The sequence below is a fragment of the Streptococcus sp. K0074 genome, assembly GCF_048843365.1.
GTDB lineage: Bacteria > Bacillota > Bacilli > Lactobacillales > Streptococcaceae > Streptococcus > Streptococcus mitis_BM.
The window spans coordinates 231,277-250,029 of sequence record NZ_CP184836.1 but is presented as its reverse complement, the minus strand read 5'-3'; the positions used below and the strand labels follow the sequence as shown (position 1 = coordinate 250,029).

At 34.9% G+C, this 18,753-nt stretch carries 15 protein-coding genes and 3 tRNA genes; 5 read left to right on the top strand and 13 right to left on the bottom strand.

The window, feature by feature from the left end; genetic code table 11:
* Position 1: 1 nt before the first annotated feature.
* From rodZ to yfmF, 3 genes are read right to left on the bottom strand one after another with little or no spacing between them, the layout of a single operon-like run.
* Entirely contained in the window at positions 2-844 is an 843-nt protein-coding gene (rodZ, locus tag ACN076_RS01375; RefSeq protein WP_023944985.1) for a cytoskeleton protein RodZ, read from the bottom strand.
* Positions 845-885: 41 nt separating this feature from the next.
* Complete coding sequence (gene yfmH, locus ACN076_RS01370; RefSeq protein WP_153193797.1) at positions 886-2,169, bottom strand: EF-P 5-aminopentanol modification-associated protein YfmH; 1,284 nt, start codon at positions 2,167-2,169, stop codon at positions 886-888.
* Positions 2,166-3,416, bottom strand: a complete 1,251-nt coding sequence (yfmF, locus tag ACN076_RS01365) for an EF-P 5-aminopentanol modification-associated protein YfmF (RefSeq protein WP_420790002.1) — start codon at positions 3,414-3,416, stop codon at positions 2,166-2,168. The genes yfmH and yfmF overlap by 4 nt, the downstream gene beginning before the upstream one ends.
* A gap of 158 nt (positions 3,417-3,574) precedes the next feature.
* Here yfmF and yaaA point away from each other — a divergent pair, with 158 nt between their 5' ends.
* Both yaaA and recF read left to right on the top strand, forming a co-directional pair.
* Positions 3,575-3,943, top strand: a complete 369-nt coding sequence (yaaA, locus tag ACN076_RS01360; protein WP_153193795.1) for a S4 domain-containing protein YaaA — start codon at positions 3,575-3,577, stop codon at positions 3,941-3,943.
* Between the two features lie 2 nt (positions 3,944-3,945).
* Positions 3,946-5,055, top strand: a complete 1,110-nt coding sequence (recF, locus tag ACN076_RS01355) for a DNA replication/repair protein RecF (RefSeq protein WP_261219445.1) — start codon at positions 3,946-3,948, stop codon at positions 5,053-5,055.
* A gap of 40 nt (positions 5,056-5,095) precedes the next feature.
* Here the strand turns inward: recF and guaB are convergent, their stop codons facing one another.
* Complete coding sequence (gene guaB / locus ACN076_RS01350; RefSeq protein WP_000073420.1) at positions 5,096-6,574, bottom strand: IMP dehydrogenase; 1,479 nt, start codon at positions 6,572-6,574, stop codon at positions 5,096-5,098.
* Between the two features lie 151 nt (positions 6,575-6,725).
* Positions 6,726-7,751: a tryptophan--tRNA ligase gene (gene trpS / locus ACN076_RS01345; RefSeq protein ID WP_261219446.1), complete on the bottom strand. Its 1,026-nt coding sequence runs from the start codon at positions 7,749-7,751 to the stop codon at positions 6,726-6,728.
* Between the two features lie 205 nt (positions 7,752-7,956).
* Here trpS and ACN076_RS01340 point away from each other — a divergent pair, with 205 nt between their 5' ends.
* Positions 7,957-9,579, top strand: a complete 1,623-nt coding sequence (locus ACN076_RS01340; protein WP_000958767.1) for an ATP-binding cassette domain-containing protein — start codon at positions 7,957-7,959, stop codon at positions 9,577-9,579.
* 61 nt (positions 9,580-9,640) lie between these two features.
* Complete coding sequence (locus tag ACN076_RS01335) at positions 9,641-12,184, top strand: YfhO family protein (protein WP_420790001.1); 2,544 nt, start codon at positions 9,641-9,643, stop codon at positions 12,182-12,184.
* Positions 12,185-12,210: 26 nt separating this feature from the next.
* On the opposite strand, the gene ACN076_RS01330 is transcribed toward ACN076_RS01335, so the two are convergent.
* Positions 12,211-14,853: a YhgE/Pip family protein gene (locus ACN076_RS01330; protein ID WP_420790000.1), complete on the bottom strand. Its 2,643-nt coding sequence runs from the start codon at positions 14,851-14,853 to the stop codon at positions 12,211-12,213.
* A 127-nt stretch (positions 14,854-14,980) separates the two neighbouring features.
* On the opposite strand from ACN076_RS01330, the gene ACN076_RS01325 reads away from it, so the two are divergent.
* The gene (locus ACN076_RS01325; RefSeq protein WP_049524461.1) at positions 14,981-15,523 is read left to right on the top strand and encodes a TetR/AcrR family transcriptional regulator; all 543 of its coding nucleotides are present in this window, start codon (positions 14,981-14,983) and stop codon (positions 15,521-15,523) included.
* A gap of 40 nt (positions 15,524-15,563) precedes the next feature.
* Here the strand turns inward: ACN076_RS01325 and ACN076_RS01320 are convergent.
* The 7 genes from ACN076_RS01320 to rlmH form a co-directional block, all read right to left on the bottom strand.
* Positions 15,564-15,637 (bottom strand) — tRNA-Asn (locus tag ACN076_RS01320).
* Between the two features lie 5 nt (positions 15,638-15,642).
* Positions 15,643-15,714 (bottom strand) — tRNA-Glu (locus ACN076_RS01315).
* A 51-nt stretch (positions 15,715-15,765) separates the two neighbouring features.
* Positions 15,766-16,518: a competence system response regulator transcription factor ComE gene (gene comE, locus ACN076_RS01310; RefSeq protein WP_000866065.1), complete on the bottom strand. Its 753-nt coding sequence runs from the start codon at positions 16,516-16,518 to the stop codon at positions 15,766-15,768.
* The gene (gene comD / locus ACN076_RS01305; RefSeq protein WP_153193937.1) at positions 16,515-17,840 is read right to left on the bottom strand and encodes a competence system sensor histidine kinase ComD; all 1,326 of its coding nucleotides are present in this window, start codon (positions 17,838-17,840) and stop codon (positions 16,515-16,517) included. The genes comE and comD overlap by 4 nt, the downstream gene beginning before the upstream one ends.
* 12 nt (positions 17,841-17,852) lie before the next feature.
* Entirely contained in the window at positions 17,853-17,975 is a 123-nt protein-coding gene (gene comC, locus ACN076_RS01300) for a competence-stimulating peptide ComC (RefSeq protein ID WP_153193936.1), read from the bottom strand.
* A gap of 164 nt (positions 17,976-18,139) precedes the next feature.
* Positions 18,140-18,213, bottom strand: a tRNA-Arg gene (locus ACN076_RS01295).
* Positions 18,214-18,256: 43 nt separating this feature from the next.
* Positions 18,257-18,736 carry a 23S rRNA (pseudouridine(1915)-N(3))-methyltransferase RlmH gene (gene rlmH / locus ACN076_RS01290; RefSeq protein ID WP_153193935.1) on the bottom strand — a complete coding sequence of 160 codons (480 nt, stop codon included), beginning with the start codon at positions 18,734-18,736 and terminating at the stop codon, positions 18,257-18,259.
* Between the last annotated feature and the right edge of the window lie 17 nt (positions 18,737-18,753).

Genomic DNA, 18,753 nt, shown 5'->3' with positions numbered 1-18,753 from the left:
CTTAATTTTTAGTAAAGGTTACAGTGATTTGTCCAGTCTGAGCTGTTAATTTCGATAAATCAACAGTCTGATTATCTACTGTCAAAGCAACACCTTTTACAACACCTAACGTAATTGTTACAGGACTTTTAGTTGCAACTGTTGCTTCTGCACTTTTCTTCTCTGGCGATAAGGTTACACCACCCTCAAGTTCGCTTTCTGAAATGCTGACCCAACTTGTAACATCTGAAACTGCCAATTGCAATTTAACTGTTTCCTTACTTGTCTTATAAGCGATTTCTACATGATTTCCTTCACCTGATACACTTATAGTTGATTCTACACTAGAAGAACTGCTGGATGAACTACTACTTGAAGAGTGGGGAACAGAGCTAGTTGAACTCATTGAACTTGTTGATTGAATCACACTGTAATTAGAAAGAGAAGGCCCCTCTGGTTGAGTTTGAATATAGTTCCAAACATAATAGGTCACAAAAATTAAAATCGATAAAGCAAAAAGGATAAAATAAAATAAAGGTAAAAAGGATGTTTTTTTCTTCTTTTTCTTACTTGAACGTCTACGACCTGTCAACTCATCTTCATCAACATCTACTTCCTCATAAGTAATCATACTCCCAGAATCATAAGCATCCAAAACAATTTGATCATCTAACTCAACAGCCCATGCATATTTTTTCAAGAAAGAACGCGTGTAAAAAGGACTTGGAAGTTGATCGAAATCGTCTGCTTCCATTGCTTCCAACATATCTAACTGGATTTCTGTCTTTTTCTGCAATTCATCTAAACTCAATCCCTGATTGATTCTAGCTAATCGTAAAACCTCACCAATTGTTTTTTTCCTCATACTTGTCATCCCTTCTTTCTAGTGTCTATTATAATAGGTTACTACGATGGGAATATTGTAAAATCAACTATATCCCCTTCATCTATTAAGTGATGCCCTGCTTCAAGGACATCCTCTAAAGTAATTTCCTGTAAAATCTTTGGTAAATCAAAAATTGTCTCACCATGTTCAAAAGAATCATATTGCGTTGCAATAAATTCAAGAGAGTTCATGCTGCTGAAAAATTCTCCAAACATCTCTCTTTTGATAATATCTAAATGATCCTCTGTAATATCTAAATCCTTTGTAAAATTACGAATGGCCTTCCTAAATTGATGAGATAAAGCAACTGGCTCTTTCGTATCCATTGTCAACATAACAAAATGAAAACGACTTGTTACTTCAATTTCAAGAGATAAGGAAGCATCTATTTTACCTGACTCATATAACTTTTGAAAACGATCCGAAGTCCAACCAAACATCATTGCAAACAATAATTTTAATAAAATATGATGTCGATAGCAATCCGCCTCAGCAACTTCTTGAACACCTCTAATCCCAATCGCTAGTTTAGGAGAAGATACTTCCATTCTCATACTGTCTGTTTGCTTCACATCTTGTAAAACAAGCTTTTCTCTTGCTGCTTCCTGAACATCTAAATCTTCCAGTTCTTTTCTTTCAAAATAGTCCTGTACTCTTTCCACATCAAAATTACCAACTAAAAACAGAGACATATTTACAGATTTGTAAAACCTTGTAAAATTTTCTTGTAAATTAGTTAGATTGATTTGGGAAATGGACTCCTCACTTCCAACAATATCAGTTGCTAAAGGTGTACCAGGATACAAATTCGCTAAAGTTGAAAAGAATAAACACGAATCTGGATCATCTTGATACATTTCTCGTTCTTGCTGGATAATATCCTGCTCTCTTAAAATGGAATCTTCAGTAAAATGTGCTGATGTTACCAATTCATCAAGTAAATCTACATTCTCTAAGAGATGATCCGTTGCTGAAAAAAGATAGTTTGTTTTTGTAAAGCTTGTAAAGGCATTGCTATCCGCACCTAGACTCGTAAAAGCTGACATCAAATCGCTAGCATCTTCTCTCTCAAACAATTTATGTTCAAGAAAATGAGCAATTCCTTCAGGATATTGTTTTACATTTCCGTCAACTTCTGTTACAAGCGTATCTACCGAACCAAATTGAACAGTGACACTCCCGTAAACCTCTTTAAATTCCTTTTTAGGCAAAAGAGCAACTGTCAAGCCATTTGACAAACGAGTTCGATAAACCATTTCTTTTACAGCTGGATAGTATTTTTCTTCAAAAACAACCTTTGTCATTCTATTCCTTCCATAAAGTAAATCGCTTGTAGTTTCACATTATTAGCTGCTCTACAAATAGCATCTTTGTCAACTTGCTCGAGTTTTGCAATCCAACCTTTAAAGTCTGCTGAAGATTTTCCAAGCAAGGCATTTTGATAAGCACGTTCAATCAATGAACCTTGATTATCTTGAGAAAGCAACAAAGACCGACGAATCATTTCTTTGATCTGCTCTAATTCAAGCTCTGTAAAATATCCTTTTTTTAAATCAATCAGTTGATTATTCATCATTTTACGAGCCTGATTCCGATTTTCTCGATTGATACCAGCATACATCCTCAAGAATCCACTAAACAAATCGAGCTGACTTGAAATAGTATAAGCCAATCCAGCATTTTCACGGACATTTGTAAATAGTTTAGAGTGAGCAAATCCACCCAGTAAACCATTCATTACAATCATGGGTAAATGTTGCTCACCACCATATTCAGAAGGGCAATGATAACCTAATTCCAAAATGGATTGTCCCACATTTTTCCGAACCATACCTTCCTGAAGGATATTGGAATAAGGTTGACAATACTGAACCTTCACATCTCCTTTTCGAGCTTTAAAGCCAAACGATTCTAATACATTTTGAATTTCAACCTCATTAAAATCACCTAGGAAAAAGAAATCTATTCGATCATTGGTCAAAAATTCTTGGAAACAAGAATAAGAACTCTGTGGAGTTTCATCTAAAATACGATTTCGTAAATCACTATATTCCAATTGAAGACGTTCATCATGAAAAAACAATTTATCCAATTCTTTATGTGCAAAATAAAAAGAATCATCCATATCAGCTGCTAAACTTGCTAGCAATTGCTTTTTCTCAATTTCAAATAAGGACGGATCAAATCCATTATCAACTAGCATGGGTGAAAAAAGAGTTTCTTTTACTAGTTCCAAAATCTGAGAAGTTAGCACATTTTTCCTACTTAAAAACTCATCACGAACATAGGTAAATGTCAATTCTACAATATGACTTTGCCCTCTTCTGAAACAATTAGTTGACATATCTGTGCCGTATAGACTGGCTAAATGTCTCCTCAAATCTTGAGAAGTGGGGTACATCTGATTAGCAGTCTCTAGCATACTCGCACTCAACATGCGACCTGCAATCGTATTAAGGGATAATGGAGCGGTAAAACGCACGGCGATTTTGTTCGTTTTAAACTTTTTTGATTGGATAAAATGTGTTGAAATTCCATGCACTAACTCCATAATTTACCTCCTTATATACAGACTTCTATTATATCACGAAAACCTGAAATTTTCTTGTTCTCTGTAACACTTTTGAAATAAAAATCGCTTACATTTATTCCTATTTCTCTCACTATTTTTAGGAAAATATGGTATAATACCAAAGATTGAGGTGAATTATGGAATACAAATTATTTGAAGAATTTATTACCCTCCAAGCACTACTCAAAGAACTTGGAATTACACATAGCGGAGGAGCTATCAAATCATTTCTCTCTGAACATTCTGTTTACTTTAATAGGGAATTAGAGAATCGTCGCGGTAAAAAACTTCGTATTGGCGATAAAATTGACATCCCTGACATGAATATTGACATCTTGTTGACACAACCTACTTCTGAGGAGCAAGATGAATACCAAGCTGATAAAGTTGAAAAAGAACGAATCGCTAAACTCGTCAAGGAGATGAATAAGGGAGTAAAAAAAGACAACTCTAAACCTACTTCATCACCAAAAAGCAAACAAGCTCCACGATTCCCTGGTAGATAATCATGTGGCTACAACACCTATCTCTCAAAACTTTTCGTAACTACAAAGAGACGAAAATAGACTTTAATCCTAAATTAAATGTCTTTTTAGGACGCAATGCACAAGGTAAAACAAATATGTTAGAGGCTATCTATTTTTTAGCCTTAACACGCAGTCATCGAACTAGAACAGATAAAAATCTCATTCATTTTGATGAGGAACAGCTTCATCTTTCAGGTCTTGTTCAGAAAAAAAATGGATCCATTCCTCTCGAAATTGAACTAACACAAAAAGGGCGTGTGACAAAAGTTAATCATTTAAAACAGGCACGCCTTTCAGATTATGTCGGACATATGAATGTTGTCTTATTTGCTCCTGAAGATTTACAACTAATTAAAGGAGCACCTTCAGTTCGACGAAAATTTATTGATATGGAGCTTGGACAAATTAAACCAATCTATTTATCAGATTTAACCAATTATAACCATATTCTTAAGCAAAGAAATACCTATTTAAAATCAGCTCAAACAATAGATGAAACCTTCCTTTCAGTACTAGATGATCAGCTAGTTGATTATGGATGTCGTGTGATGAATCACCGCTTAGATTTTATTAAAAAACTAGAGCATTTTGGCCGTAAGAAACATTTTGAACTTTCTAATCAGATTGAAGAGTTGTCAATATCCTATCAATCTTCTGTAAAGCCAACTGACAAAGAAGAGTTATCAGAATCTTTCAAAATTGCTTTAGAAAAAAGTAGGTCCAGAGATTTATTTAAGAAGAATACTGGTGTTGGTCCTCATCGAGATGACATTTCTTTTTATATAAATGGGATAGATGCTAGTTTTGGAAGTCAAGGTCAACATCGTAGTCTCGTCCTCTCGATAAAATTAGCAGAAATCGAATTAATGGAAAGCATTACTACAGAATCTCCAATATTACTGCTTGACGATGTTATGAGCGAACTTGACAACACTAGACAACTAAAATTATTAGAAACGATTTCTCATTCAATCCAAACCTTTATCACAACAACCAGCTTAGATCATCTTCAAAATCTGCCAGAAAATCTAAGTATCTTCACTATTCAGAACGGTAAAGTTGCTGTAAACAAAAAATTGACAACATTGTAAAAGAACTCCTGTTTTTACTGGAGTTCTTTTCATTGTTTTTTTACATAGAATAATTTGGTGCCTCATTAGTAATTTGTACATCATGAGGATGGCTCTCTTTCAAACCAGCACCAGACATTTCAATAAATTGAGCATTATCGTGTAGTTCTTTAAGGTTAGCTGCACCACAGTAACCCATACCAGAACGAATACCTCCAATCATTTGGAAGACAATATCAGCTGCAGCACCTTTATAAGCAACACGACCTTCAATTCCTTCTGGAACGAGTTTGTTTGCTTCATTGACAGAACCTTGGAAGTAACGATCGCTTGAACCTTTCTTCATAGCAGCAATTGATCCCATACCACGGTAAGTCTTAAACTTACGTCCTTGGAAGATTTCAGTTTCGCCTGGAGCTTCATCAGTTCCAGCAAACATTGATCCAAGCATAACTGCATTTCCACCTGCAGCAAGGGCTTTTACAATATCTCCAGAATACTTGATTCCACCGTCAGCAATGATCGTTTTACCATATTCACGCGCAACAGCTGCAGCATCATAGATAGCTGTTACTTGCGGAACACCGACACCAGCAATCACACGAGTTGTACAGATTGAACCTGGCCCAATACCAACCTTGACAACGTCTACACCTGCTTCATAAAGGGCACGTGCACCTTCAGCAGTAGCAATATTTCCAGCAATCAAAGTACGATCTGGGAAATGAGAACGAATCTCAGCAATTTTACGCAAGACACCTGCAGAATGACCATGCGCAGTATCAATAACAATCGCATCCGCTCCTGCCTCAAAAAGAGCTTCTGCACGTTCAAAAGTATCTGAAGTAACACCTACTGCACCTGCAACTAGAAGACGACCAAACTCATCTTTAGCAGCATTTGGGAACTCAATAACTTTTTCAATATCTTTGATAGTAATCAAACCAGAAAGACGGCCTTCTTCATCTACCAACGGAAGTTTTTCAATACGGTGTTCTTGAAGAATACTCTCAGCTGTTGCAAGATCTGTACCCACAGGAGCAGTAACAAGATTTTCACTAGTCATATGGTTTGAGATTGGTTGGTTATAGTCTGAAATAAAACGAAGATCTCGGTTTGTCAAAATACCAACCAATTTACGATTTTCAAGTGTTTCAACAACTGGAACACCACTAATGCGGTAACGACCCATAAGCTCATCTGCTTCAGCAATTGTATGTTCAGGTGTCAAAAAGAACGGATCAATAATAACTCCATTTTCAGAACGTTTTACCTTACGAACCTCGTCTGCTTGTTGAGCAATTGACATGTTTTTATGGATAACTCCGAGACCGCCTGCACGAGCAATAGCAATGGCCATTTGACTCTCTGTAACTGTGTCCATGGCAGCGGTAATAATTGGGATATTTAAAGTCAGATTATCTGCCAATTTAGTTGTTAAATCTGCATCGTTAGGCAACACATGACTTTCAGCTGGAATAAGCAATACATCATCAAAGGTAAAACCTTTTTTCAAAAATTTAGTGTCCCAATTAGACATTCGAAGTTTCCTCTTTTCTTTCTTTTTGAGCTTGACTCTTTTTATATTGTATCTATCATACCATTCTATAAAAATTTGTCAAATGTTACAGGGGTAAATAAAAAACTATCTTTTCTTCGAGATAGAAATGATAGTTTCTTGTAAAATAAACTTAGTTAAAGTAATGAAGTCCCATTGCTCCTTTAACCTCAGATAGGGTTTGACCTGCAACTTCACGCGCTCTTTCACTACCTTTTTGAAGCATATTATAAACTTCTCCCATATCCTTAGCAAATTCAATACGGCGCTCACGAATAGGACCAAGTTCACGTTCTAATATTTCAAGTAGATAACGCTTGGTCTTCACATCACCAAGACCACCTCGTTGATAATGTTCTTTCATGTCAGCAATTTCTTGAGCATCTTCTGGACGACCAAAAACATCTAGATAATGGAAAACCATATTGCCTTCAATTTTACCTGGATCTTCCACCCGAATATGATCTGGATCTGTATACATACTCATCACTTTTTTACGCAAAGTATCCGCATCATCAGCTAAATAAATACCATTATTGAGTGATTTAGACATTTTAGCATTTCCATCTAAACCAGGTAAACGCCCTGCTCTCTCATTTTCTGGATAAATACCTTCCGGTTCCACCAAGACATCACAATTATATGCATTGTTAAAAGAACGAACAATCTCACGAGTTTGCTCAATCATTGGTTTCTGATCTGTCCCAACAGGAACATAATTGGCCTTGAAAGCTGTGATGTCAGCTGCTTGAGCTATTGGATAGACCAAGAATCCTGTCGGAATGCTTTCTCCAAATCCTTTCTGAGCAATTTCTGTCTTGACAGTTGGATTACGCTCCAGACGTGCTAATGAAACTAGATTCATATAATACATAGACAACTCAGCTAATTCTGGAATTTGACTTTGAATAAAGATAGTTGACTTACTTGGATCCAATCCAACTGCAAGATAATCCAAAGCCACATTTCCGATAGACTCTACAATGGTTTGAGGATCTTTGGCATGATCTGTCAAGGCTTGTTGGTCAGCCAAGAACACAAACATATCATACTTATTCTCTTCCTGTAATAATACTCGATTTTTGAGACTTCCAACATAATGTCCAATATGCAATTTTCCTGTTGGACGGTCTCCTGTTAAAATAATGGGTTTAGTCATTTTATTCTCCTTCGATATGGTCCTTTCAATTATAGCATTTTTTTAATGAAATAACTGCAATTTATCAAAATAAATCAACCTTGCTATTTACGGATTTGTGTAAAGTATGCTGTAAATGTAATTTACACAAAATTGACAGATAAAAATTTGAATATTTCCGTATTTTCTAGTAGAATAAATATATTACACATATAGGAGAAAAACATTGCTTACAGTATCTGATGTTTCACTACGTTTTAGTGATCGCAAACTTTTTGATGATGTCAATATCAAATTTACAGAAGGAAATACTTATGGATTAATCGGTGCTAATGGTGCCGGAAAATCAACCTTTTTAAAAATTTTAGCTGGAGATATCGAACCTACTACTGGTCACATCTCTCTTGGTCCAGATGAACGTCTCTCTGTTCTTCGTCAAAATCACTTTGACTATGAAGATGAACGTGCCATTGATGTTGTTATCATGGGAAATGAAAAACTTTATAGCATCATGAAAGAGAAAGATGCCATCTACATGAAGGAAGATTTCTCAGACGAAGATGGAGTGCGTGCTGCCGAACTCGAAGGAGAATTTGCCGAGCTTGGAGGCTGGGAAGCAGAAAGTGAAGCCTCTCAACTACTTCAAAACCTAAACATTCCAGAAGAATTGCACTATCAAAACATGAGCGAATTGGCCAACGGTGAGAAAGTAAAAGTTCTCCTCGCCAAAGCACTTTTTGGTAAACCTGATGTTCTTCTCTTGGACGAGCCTACCAACGGTTTGGACATCCAATCTATTACTTGGTTAGAAGACTTCTTGATTGACTTTGATAACACAGTTATCGTAGTATCCCACGACCGTCACTTCTTAAACAAAGTATGTACTCACATGGCCGACCTTGACTTCGGAAAAATCAAACTCTATGTCGGAAACTATGACTTCTGGAAGGAATCTTCTGAACTCGCTGCTAAATTGCTAGCAGACCGTAATGCTAAAGCAGAAGAAAAAATTAAACAATTGCAAGAATTCGTAGCTCGTTTCTCTGCCAATGCTTCTAAATCAAGACAAGCAACATCACGTAAGAAAATGCTTGATAAGATTGAACTTGAAGAAATTGTACCATCTAGCCGTAAATACCCATTTATCAACTTTAAAGCTGAACGTGAAATTGGTAATGATCTCTTGACAGTAGAAAATCTATCTGTCAAGATTGACGGTGAAACTATTCTTGACAACATTAGCTTTATCTTGCGTCCAGGTGATAAGACAGCTCTTATCGGACAAAACGATATCCAAACAACTGCCTTGATTCGTGCAATTATGGGGGACATTGACTATGAAGGAACTGTCAAGTGGGGAGTAACTACTAGCCGTTCTTACTTGCCAAAAGATAACTCGGCAGATTTTGCAGGAGGAGAGTCAATCCTTGACTGGTTGCGTCAATTCGCAAGTAAAGAAGAAGATGACAATACTTTCCTACGTGGCTTCCTCGGTCGTATGCTCTTCTCTGGAGATGAGGTTAACAAACCTGTAAATGTCTTGTCAGGGGGAGAAAAAGTTCGTGTCATGCTTTCAAAACTCATGCTCTTAAAATCAAATGTCCTTGTACTTGATGATCCAACCAATCACTTGGACTTGGAATCTATCTCAAGCTTGAATGATGGATTGAAAAACTTTAAAGAATCAATCATCTTTGCCAGTCATGACCACGAGTTTATTCAAACTCTAGCTAACCATATCATTGTCTTGTCTAAAAATGGCGTCATCGACCGTATCGATGAAACCTATGATGAATTCCTAGAAAATGCAGAAGTACAAGCAAAAGTTAAAGAACTTTGGAAAGACTAAATAAAACTTCAAAACTCAGTTGGGTTAACCAGCTGAGTTTTCTAACATTTTATGAGGTAACATGAAATTATTTTTTAAAACATATTGGACCTATTTTGTTTCTTTCATCATTCCCGTAGTCATTATGACAGGAGTATATTTATCTCAAGGTATCTACTGGAATAGCGATACATCTCCACTATTAGGAGATGGCTTTCATCAATACGTTATTTTTGATGTAGCTTTACGAAATATCCTACATGGAAATGGTAGTTTGTTTTACACCTTTACAAGTGGCCTCGGATTGAATTTCTATGCCCTATCTAGTTATTACTTGGGAAGTTTCCTTTCACCTCTAGTTTACTTTTTTAATCTGTCGAATATGCCAGATGCTGTCTATCTGACAACTCTCTTAAAATTTGGATTGATTGGACTGTCAACTTATTTTAGTTTAAATAACTTATTTCAATCGATTCCTAAACCTTTAAAACTAGCTTTATCTACTTCCTATGCTCTGATGAGTTTCACTGTCAGTCAACTAGAGATAAAAACCTGGCTAGATGTTTTTATCTTGATTCCTTTAATTATAACTGGTTTACATCTACTGATAACTGAAAAGAAATTCTCATTATACTTTACAAGTCTGTCAATCTTATTTATCCAAAACTATTATTTTGGCTATATGACAGCATTGTTTCTTATTTTCTGGTATCTCTGTCAAATTTCGTGGGACTTTAAGACTCGAAAATCATCTGTTCTTGATTTCATAGTTATCTCCTTTTTAGCTGGTATGGCTAGTTTGATTCTGACTCTTCCCACTCTGTTTGATTTACAGACACATGGAGAAAAATTAACTGAAGTTACAAAGTTTCAAACTGAAAGTAGCTGGTATCTTGATCTCTTTGCTAAGCAATTCATCGGTTCCTTTGATACAACAAAGTATGGGGCTATCCCAATGATTTTTGTTGGACTACTTCCCTTTATTTTTACCATTTTATTTTTTACACTGACATCCATTAAGTTTCACGTAAAAATTATCTATGCAATTTTCTTTGCATTTCTAATTGCCAGCTTTTATATTGAAGCTCTTGATTTATTTTGGCAAGGCATGCATACTCCAAACATGTTTTTACATCGCTATGCTTGGATTTTCTCTACCTTGTTAATTTACACAGCAGCGGAAGTCTTAAATCGTCTGAAAGAAATTAAAATCTGGAATTTTTTAGTTTCGCTTTTTCTTATAGTAACAGGATTTTTAGCTACCATCTATCTAAAATCACATTATTCTTTTTTAACAGATTTGAATATTCTGCTTACTCTTGAATTTTTAGTTGTCTATGCTCTTTTACTCCTTGCAGTTATTAAAAAATTTATCTCTGTAAATCTATTTGCCATTCTAATCTCTTTATTTATAATAGTTGAAATAAGTTTAAATGCTTCATCTCAAATGGACGGAATTGCTAAAGAATGGGGCTTTGCTTCTCGAAGTGCATATAATCGAGATATCCCAGCTATGGAATCTTTCTCAACATATATTGGAAATCAATTTACTCGTACTGAGAAACTAGAGACTCAGACAGGAAATGACAGTATGAAATTCAACTACAATGGAATCTCTCAATTTTCATCTGTTCGAAATCGTTCAGCAAGCTCTACTTTGGATAAACTTGGATTTAAATCCTCTGGGACTAATCTCAATCTCCGTTATGCCAATAATAGTATTTTGGCTGATAGTTTATTTGGAATCCAGTACAATATCTCGGAAAACCCTATTGATAAGTATGGTTTCCAAGATGTATATCAAAAAGATAATCTTACCCTATATGAAAATCAATTCTCTCTTCCGATTGCATTTGCTAGTCAATCTGTTTACAATGATGTCAAGTTCAATGAACACACTTTGGATAATCAAGCCTCGTTTTTAAATCAACTTGCTAACGTTAATTTTGATTATTTTTCTCCAATACCTTGTGAAAAAACTGAAAATACTGATGATTTGATTAGTGTTACAAGTTCTTCAAATGAGGATGCAGCAATTCAGTATCAAATTGAAGTGCCAGAAAACAGCCAAATTTATCTTTCTTTCACAAACCTTCACTTTTCTAATGATAAACAAAAGAAGGTTGACATCCTTGTAAATGGTGAAAAAAAGACTTTTACAACTGATAATGCATTCTCCTTCTTTAATCTAGGATATACAAAAGAGAAAAAAACTTTCAATATCAATGTTAGTTTCCCTGGAAATTCACAAGTATCATTTGAATCTCCTACCTTCTATCGTTTAGATACCAAAACTTTCACCGAGGCAATTCAAAAAATTAAAGAACAACCTGTCACAGTATCAACTTCTAAAAACAAGGTCTTTGCTACATATGATGTCCAACAAGATACATCTATTTTTTTCACCATTCCTTATGACAAAGGTTGGTCTGCCTACCAAGATGGTAAGAAAATAGAAATTAAACAAGCTCAAACTGGATTTATGAAAGTTGATGTTCCCAAGGGGAAAGGAACTATTACACTTTCCTTCATTCCCAATGGTTTTATTACTGGAGCAATCTGTTCCTTTACTTCTCTCTTACTATTTGGAATCTATAATCACAGACGAAAGTCATCTAAGGCATAAAAAAATCGACCAGTTGGTCGATTTTTTTAATATTCTTCCATTTTCTTAGGTTGATAGGCTAGCATACCTAAACCAGTAAATAGGGCTAATATCACAACAAGGAAAATGACTTGATGATGGATATTCCCTGTCATAGAGATTGTTTGTCGTAATCCAGAAACTGAATAACTCATTGGTAACCAAGGATTGATGGCTCTAAAGAAATCATTTGTCAAAGCAAGTGGGTAAGTACCTGCACTTGATGCTAACTGTAATAAAAGCAAAATAAGAGAAAAGAAAGCTCCTATACGGCTATTCCATGTTGTTAAAGCGGTCACCATGGACATAAATACTAAACTTGTTAGGATAATGAGAATAAATGTTCTCATCTCATGATTAGCCGTTAGACCAATAAGATGAACTCCTCCATATACCAAAATTCCTGCCAAAACAGCTATAATACCATTTATTTCTGCTCGAGATTTCAACCAAGCCCAACGGCTCTCTGGATGACGTCTTGAAGGCAACTTCGCAAAGATCATATTCGTTGATATTGCTGCAACAAAGAGAGCAACTGATATCATATAAGGAGCCATTGCAATTCCATTTACAGGAACTTGATCATTGTCTGTTTTTGAAAGATTGAGAGGATTTGACAAAATCTCTGCATTTTTAGATTCCGTTGATGCTGACTTGAGTTGATCACTAGCATTACCTAATCCTTGTCCTAAAGAAGCAACTCCTGTCTGTAAACCTTCCAATCCAGAAGTTAACTTTATTCCACCTTCTGCTAGTTTCCCAGCTCCAGCTGCCAATTTATTAGCTCCATTCTCTAATTGAGAAGCATCTGAAAGTAACTGACTGGATTTGTCTGCTAATTGACCCGATCCTGATTGTAATTTATCAACTCCTGCTATCAATTCTTGACTCTTTTGATTCAATTGATTGGAGCCAGTTGATAATTTTTCAATACCAGATACTAATTCTGGAGTTTTTTCAACTAATTGACTAACTCCTGCTGTCAAGTTAGAAGATTTTTGTGTCAAGGTAGTTGAGCCTGAAACTAATTGATCCAAACTACCTGTCAAGGTGGCATTTTTTTCACTTAGTTGACTTGCGCCCTGAGAAACTTTATCAACACCTATAGTATATGAGTTTACACCTGATGCAATCGACTGACTGGCAGGAACTAATTTACTAGTAACAGCTCCTTGTATCTCTGTTAATCCACTTGACAATCCTGTCAAAGAAGTAGAAGCAAGCGGTAATACTTGATTAGCTTGATTTTTTAATGTCGAAAGATTTGAAGATTGATTTTGTAAGTTTTTTAAACTTCTCTGTAAACCTTGTACTAAAGCTACAATTGACTGAGCCGATTGAATACTATCAGTCGAATTTTGATATACAGAAGCACTTATTTCAGCTTGTTGCTCACTTGTCAATGATTGATAAGCTGCTGTCGATTGAATATTGGCTAATGTAGTTGCTTTTTCAGACTGAGCACTTACTAACATTTGATTAGAAAGAGATGCTATACTTGATAAAACAGAATCTAATTGTTTTGTATCTCCAACATCAATATTTTGAATAGCTTGATTTAATTGATTTAGACCGGAAGATAATTGAGCAATTTGATCTTTTTGCTCAGACGAAGCATCTAACTTGCTAGAAAGTTGTTGAATTCCTTCACTTAATTGCTCCATACCCATTCGAAGTGTAGATGATTGATTAGATAACTGATTCGCACCTGTTGCAAGACTTCCCACTCCATTGGTGTAGGCACTAACACCAGATGAAAATTGATTAAGACCAGCATTAATCTGAGAAACACCGCCAGTATAGGATTCTACACCAGTATATAACTGATTGATTCCTCTTACTAATTCAGGGCTTTTAGAAGATAATTGACCTAATCCGCTATCTAATTGACTCACTGCACCAGTATATGTAACTAAACCACTATTAAAATTCCCTAAGCCAAGATGAAGTTGTTCAACACCAGAGACATATAAGGATAATCCTTTAGTAAACTGCTCCGTTCCATTTGAAAATGTTAAACTTGAATCTGCTAAAGAGTGTAGGTTAGTAGTTAATGTTTGACTTCCTGTCACTAACTGATTCGCTCCATCAGTTAGTTTTTCACTACCAGAAGCTGCTTGACTCATACCATCCTTTAAATCGACCATTTTGTTAAATAAAGCTTTAGTATAGGTCTCGGTTACATTGGTAGAAACATTCTGCTTCAATTTTGTCATCGCAGAATCACTCATCTTGCTGGCAATAAAACTATGACCACTTGAAGTCTGATAATCGATTTGCATTTGCTCTGGGTGATCCGTTAAAATAGAAGCTGCTTTTTCAGATAAATCACTTGGTAAAGTTACTACCATATAGTAATCGCCATCTTCCAATCCCTTCTTTCCTTCCTCTTCATCCACGAAATGAAAATCTAAAGTTTTATTTTCTTTTAAATTGGACACCATGTCTTTTCCTATTGCCATAGTATTATCATTATAGGAAGCCTCTTTATCATTATTGACAACTGCCACAGGTAAGTCAGACAATTGACCATATGGATCCCACATTGAGGATAAAAATATGATATTGTACAGAGCTGGAATAAGAGAAATCCCTATCATGACAATAATAAAGCTTGGTTTTTTAAAAATTGCTTTCCATTCTTTAAACATAGTTTCTCCTTTTTTAAACATATTGTCTAAAATTTTGATATAATAGATTATACATTAAAAAATCTAAATTACAAGATAAAAAATCTATTTTTAGACATATAGTCTAATTTGTTTACAAGGAGGAAATATGCAAGAAAGTAACAAACGCTTAAAAACAAAGAGAACTATTGAAAATGCTATGGTACAATTACTAATGGAACAACCATTTGATCAAATTTCTACTGTCAAGCTAGCAGAAAAAGCCGGAATTAGTCGTTCCAGCTTCTATACGCACTATAAGGATAAGTATGATATGATTGAGCATTATCAAAGCAAGCTATTTCATACATTTGAATATATTTTTCAAAAACATGCTCATCACAAAAGAGATGCTATTTTAGAAGTATTTGAATATCTAGAGTCAGAACCACTTCTGGCTGCCCTTCTTTCTGAAAATGGGACCAAAGAAATCCAAAATTTCTTACGAAATAAACTTCATATCATGCTCAGTACAGATTTACAAAAGCGATTTATGCAACTGAATCTCAATACCACTGAATTAGAATATAGTAGCATCTATCTAACTCATGCACTTTTTGGTGTCTGCCAAACTTGGATTGCACATGGAAAAAAAGAAAGTTCTCAAGAAATAACAGACTTCCTCATGAAGATGCTTGGTGATACGAATTGATGCAAAAAAGGGAACAACACTGTGTTCCCTTTTATCTATACTCCGCCAGTAGGACTCGAACCTACGACATCATGATTAACAGTCATGCGCTACTACCAACTGAGCTATGGCGGATAAAATAGTCCGTACGGGATTCGAACCCGTGTTACCGCCGTGAAAAGGCGGTGTCTTAACCCCTTGACCAACGGACCTTCTATCTGTAGCAGATATAACCATTATATCAATTTCTTGCTAATTGTCAATCACTTTTGAGATTTTTTCTCTAAAATATCTTTTAATTTTCTAATTTTTAATCTTGAAATAGGACAACGATGGTCTTCATAGAAAACAATTTCTAAGTTTTTTCGATCAATTTCTCTAATATTGCCTATATTTACCAAAAATGATTTATGAGGAGAATAAAATCGCTGAGTATGTTTGTCCTTTTCCTGAATATCTGTCATTGTTCCATAGAACTCTTTTGCAAAATTCTTACCAATAATGCGCAATTTATGAGAGACCCCTGTCGTTTCAATATACAGAATGTCATGATAAGGAATTTTTAAATCATTTCCCTTGTAATTGTAGTCAAAATAATCTACAACATCTTCATTTTCAAGCAACATACTCTTCGTGTAGAAGATATTTTGCTCAATTCTCTTCTTGAACATCTCATCATTGATATCCTTATCAACAAAATCTAAGGCTGATACCTGGTATTTATAGGTTAGAGTCGCAAACTCTGATCGACTGGTAATAAAGACGATAATAGCGTAAGGGTTGTAATGACGAATGAGCTGAGCCACTTCAAATCCCTTTTTCTCAATTCCATGAATATCAATATCTAGGAAATAAAGCTGATTTACTTCATCGTTTTCAATGTATTCTTCAAATTCACGGACTTTTCCTGTTGTCTTGTATGATATTGGAATATTCGATTCTTTCGAAATTTCATCCAATATTCTTTCTAGTCTCACTTGATGTTCAATAACATCCTCTAAAATTAAAACTTTCATTCAAATTCCCTCTTAAATCTAATAATTTGTCTAAATGTACTGCCTTCCATCTCTGTTTCTAAAATGATGTTGTTGTACTTATCTAGTAGTTCTTTCACATTATTTAATCCGACTCCGCGATTTCTTCCCTTAGTGGAGAATCCTAAAGCAAATAGATCTCCTGAAGGAGTCATCGTCATTTTACATGAATTCTGAATCACAATAACTGTTTCAGTTTCCATCTTAATAACTGCTACTTCCATCTGCTTTTTATAGCTATCAGCCGATCCTTCGACAGCATTGTTCAATAAAACGCTCATGATACGAACCAAATCCAATAGTTCAATTGGGAGCTTGGTAATCGTATCTTTTACTTCCAGTGTAAACTCTACACCATTATTTCGAGCATAGACAATTGACTGAGCAATCAAACTTCGTAAAGCTGAATCTTCTATGTTGTTCAAATCAAAGTAAGTGTACTTATCTGAACGCAGTTTGTGATTAGCTTTAACCAAAACTTCATTGTAAACTCTGTCAATTTCCTGTAAATCACCACTGTCAATTGCCATCTGCATACTGACAAGCATTCCAGCATAGTCATGTCGAAACCCACGGATTTCATTATACAAGCCAACAATTTCATCTGTATAATTCTGTAAATGTTTCTGTTCAAATTTCTTCTGCTTCAAAGCAATCTCTTTTTCTATTTGTTCTTTATGCGAATTCATTGCAAAGAAGGTCAAAAGTAACGATATAAAGACAATAGATGATAAAATACTTCCAAAACTATTCAAATGTTTAATCGTACTTACCATATCTGAAACGAAAGATGCAGTATGGAGCAATAGTAAAGCAAAAAATACTTTTTTCAAGAAAGGGTAGAGGTAATCTTTGTCAAAATAGGCTAGTTCCAAATGGAAATAACGAATGATTTTTAAGATAACAACATAAGTCAATACCGTTACAACGAAAAAGAATGGATCATGATATTGTAAAACAAAATTGTCTCCTGTTAGAGAGGAGAAAGTTACAGACAGAAAGTTATGAGTGCTCTCATATAAAAGAGATAGTAGTAAACTTAAGAATAGTCCTCTATCCCTCTCATACTGTTTAATCCATCGAAAATAGAAATATAATCCCAAAGGAAATAAAAATCTTGCAATCCCTAACCCATCTAAATATAGGAGGTAAAAAGGAAGTTCAAGTACTGCTTCTACTAGTAATGTATAGATACCAAAAAAATATAGTTCCTTTGCTTTTATTTGGCCTTTACAAATTAAACGGTAACTATGACTAATAATAAAAAAATATAATATAAAATCTACTACTAAGAAAAAATTCATTCTGACACTTCCTTATCTTCTTTTAAAGAAATTAAGTAAACTATTACTTGTTTTTCTTATTTCCCCACCTTTAATCTTTTGCAAGTCTTTTTCCTTCAAGTCTACAAACTGTTCCAATTTAACTGTGTTTTTCATAATAAAATCTCCTAAAATGTTTTTTCTTGTAAGCTAACTTACAAAAACCATTATACAAAATGGAATTTCATTTTAGATAAAATTCTCTCAACTGTCATTTTTTTCTCCTCAAGTGTACTTTTTTAAGAAAAAAGCCGGGAAAATTCCCAGCTTTGCTACTATATTGATCCCAGCAGGATTCGAACCTGCGACCGTTCGCTTAGAAGGCGAATGCTCTATCCAGCTGAGCTATGAGACCTAACACAATTATTCTACCAAAAATTCAATTAAAAGTCAATTTTCTATTTATGATAGGGGGAGCCTTGCTGAATCGTAAAAGCGCGATAAATTTGTTCAGCAAGAACTAGTCTCATTAACTGATGGGGCAAGGTTAAGCGACCAAAACTGACAGAAAGATTAGCTCTCTTTTTTACAGCTGATGATAATCCTAAACTCCCTCCAATAATAAAGGTAAGAGTAGAAAATCCTTTTATAGGAGCTTCTTCTAACTGCTTACTAAATTCTTCTGAGGAGAAAGTTCTCCCTTCGATAGCCAACACAATAACGAAATCACGGTCACCAACTTTTGATAAAATTCTCTGACCTTCTATTTCTAAAATCTTTTGATTTTCTGACTCACTGGCCTTATCTGGTGTTTTTTCATCTGCTAGCTCAATCATTTCAAGTTTAGCAAATCGAGAAATTCGTTTTGAATACTCTGCAATACCATCTTTTAAATACTTTTCTTTCAGTTTCCCAACTGTTACAACTTTAATTTTCATGACTCTATTCTAACATA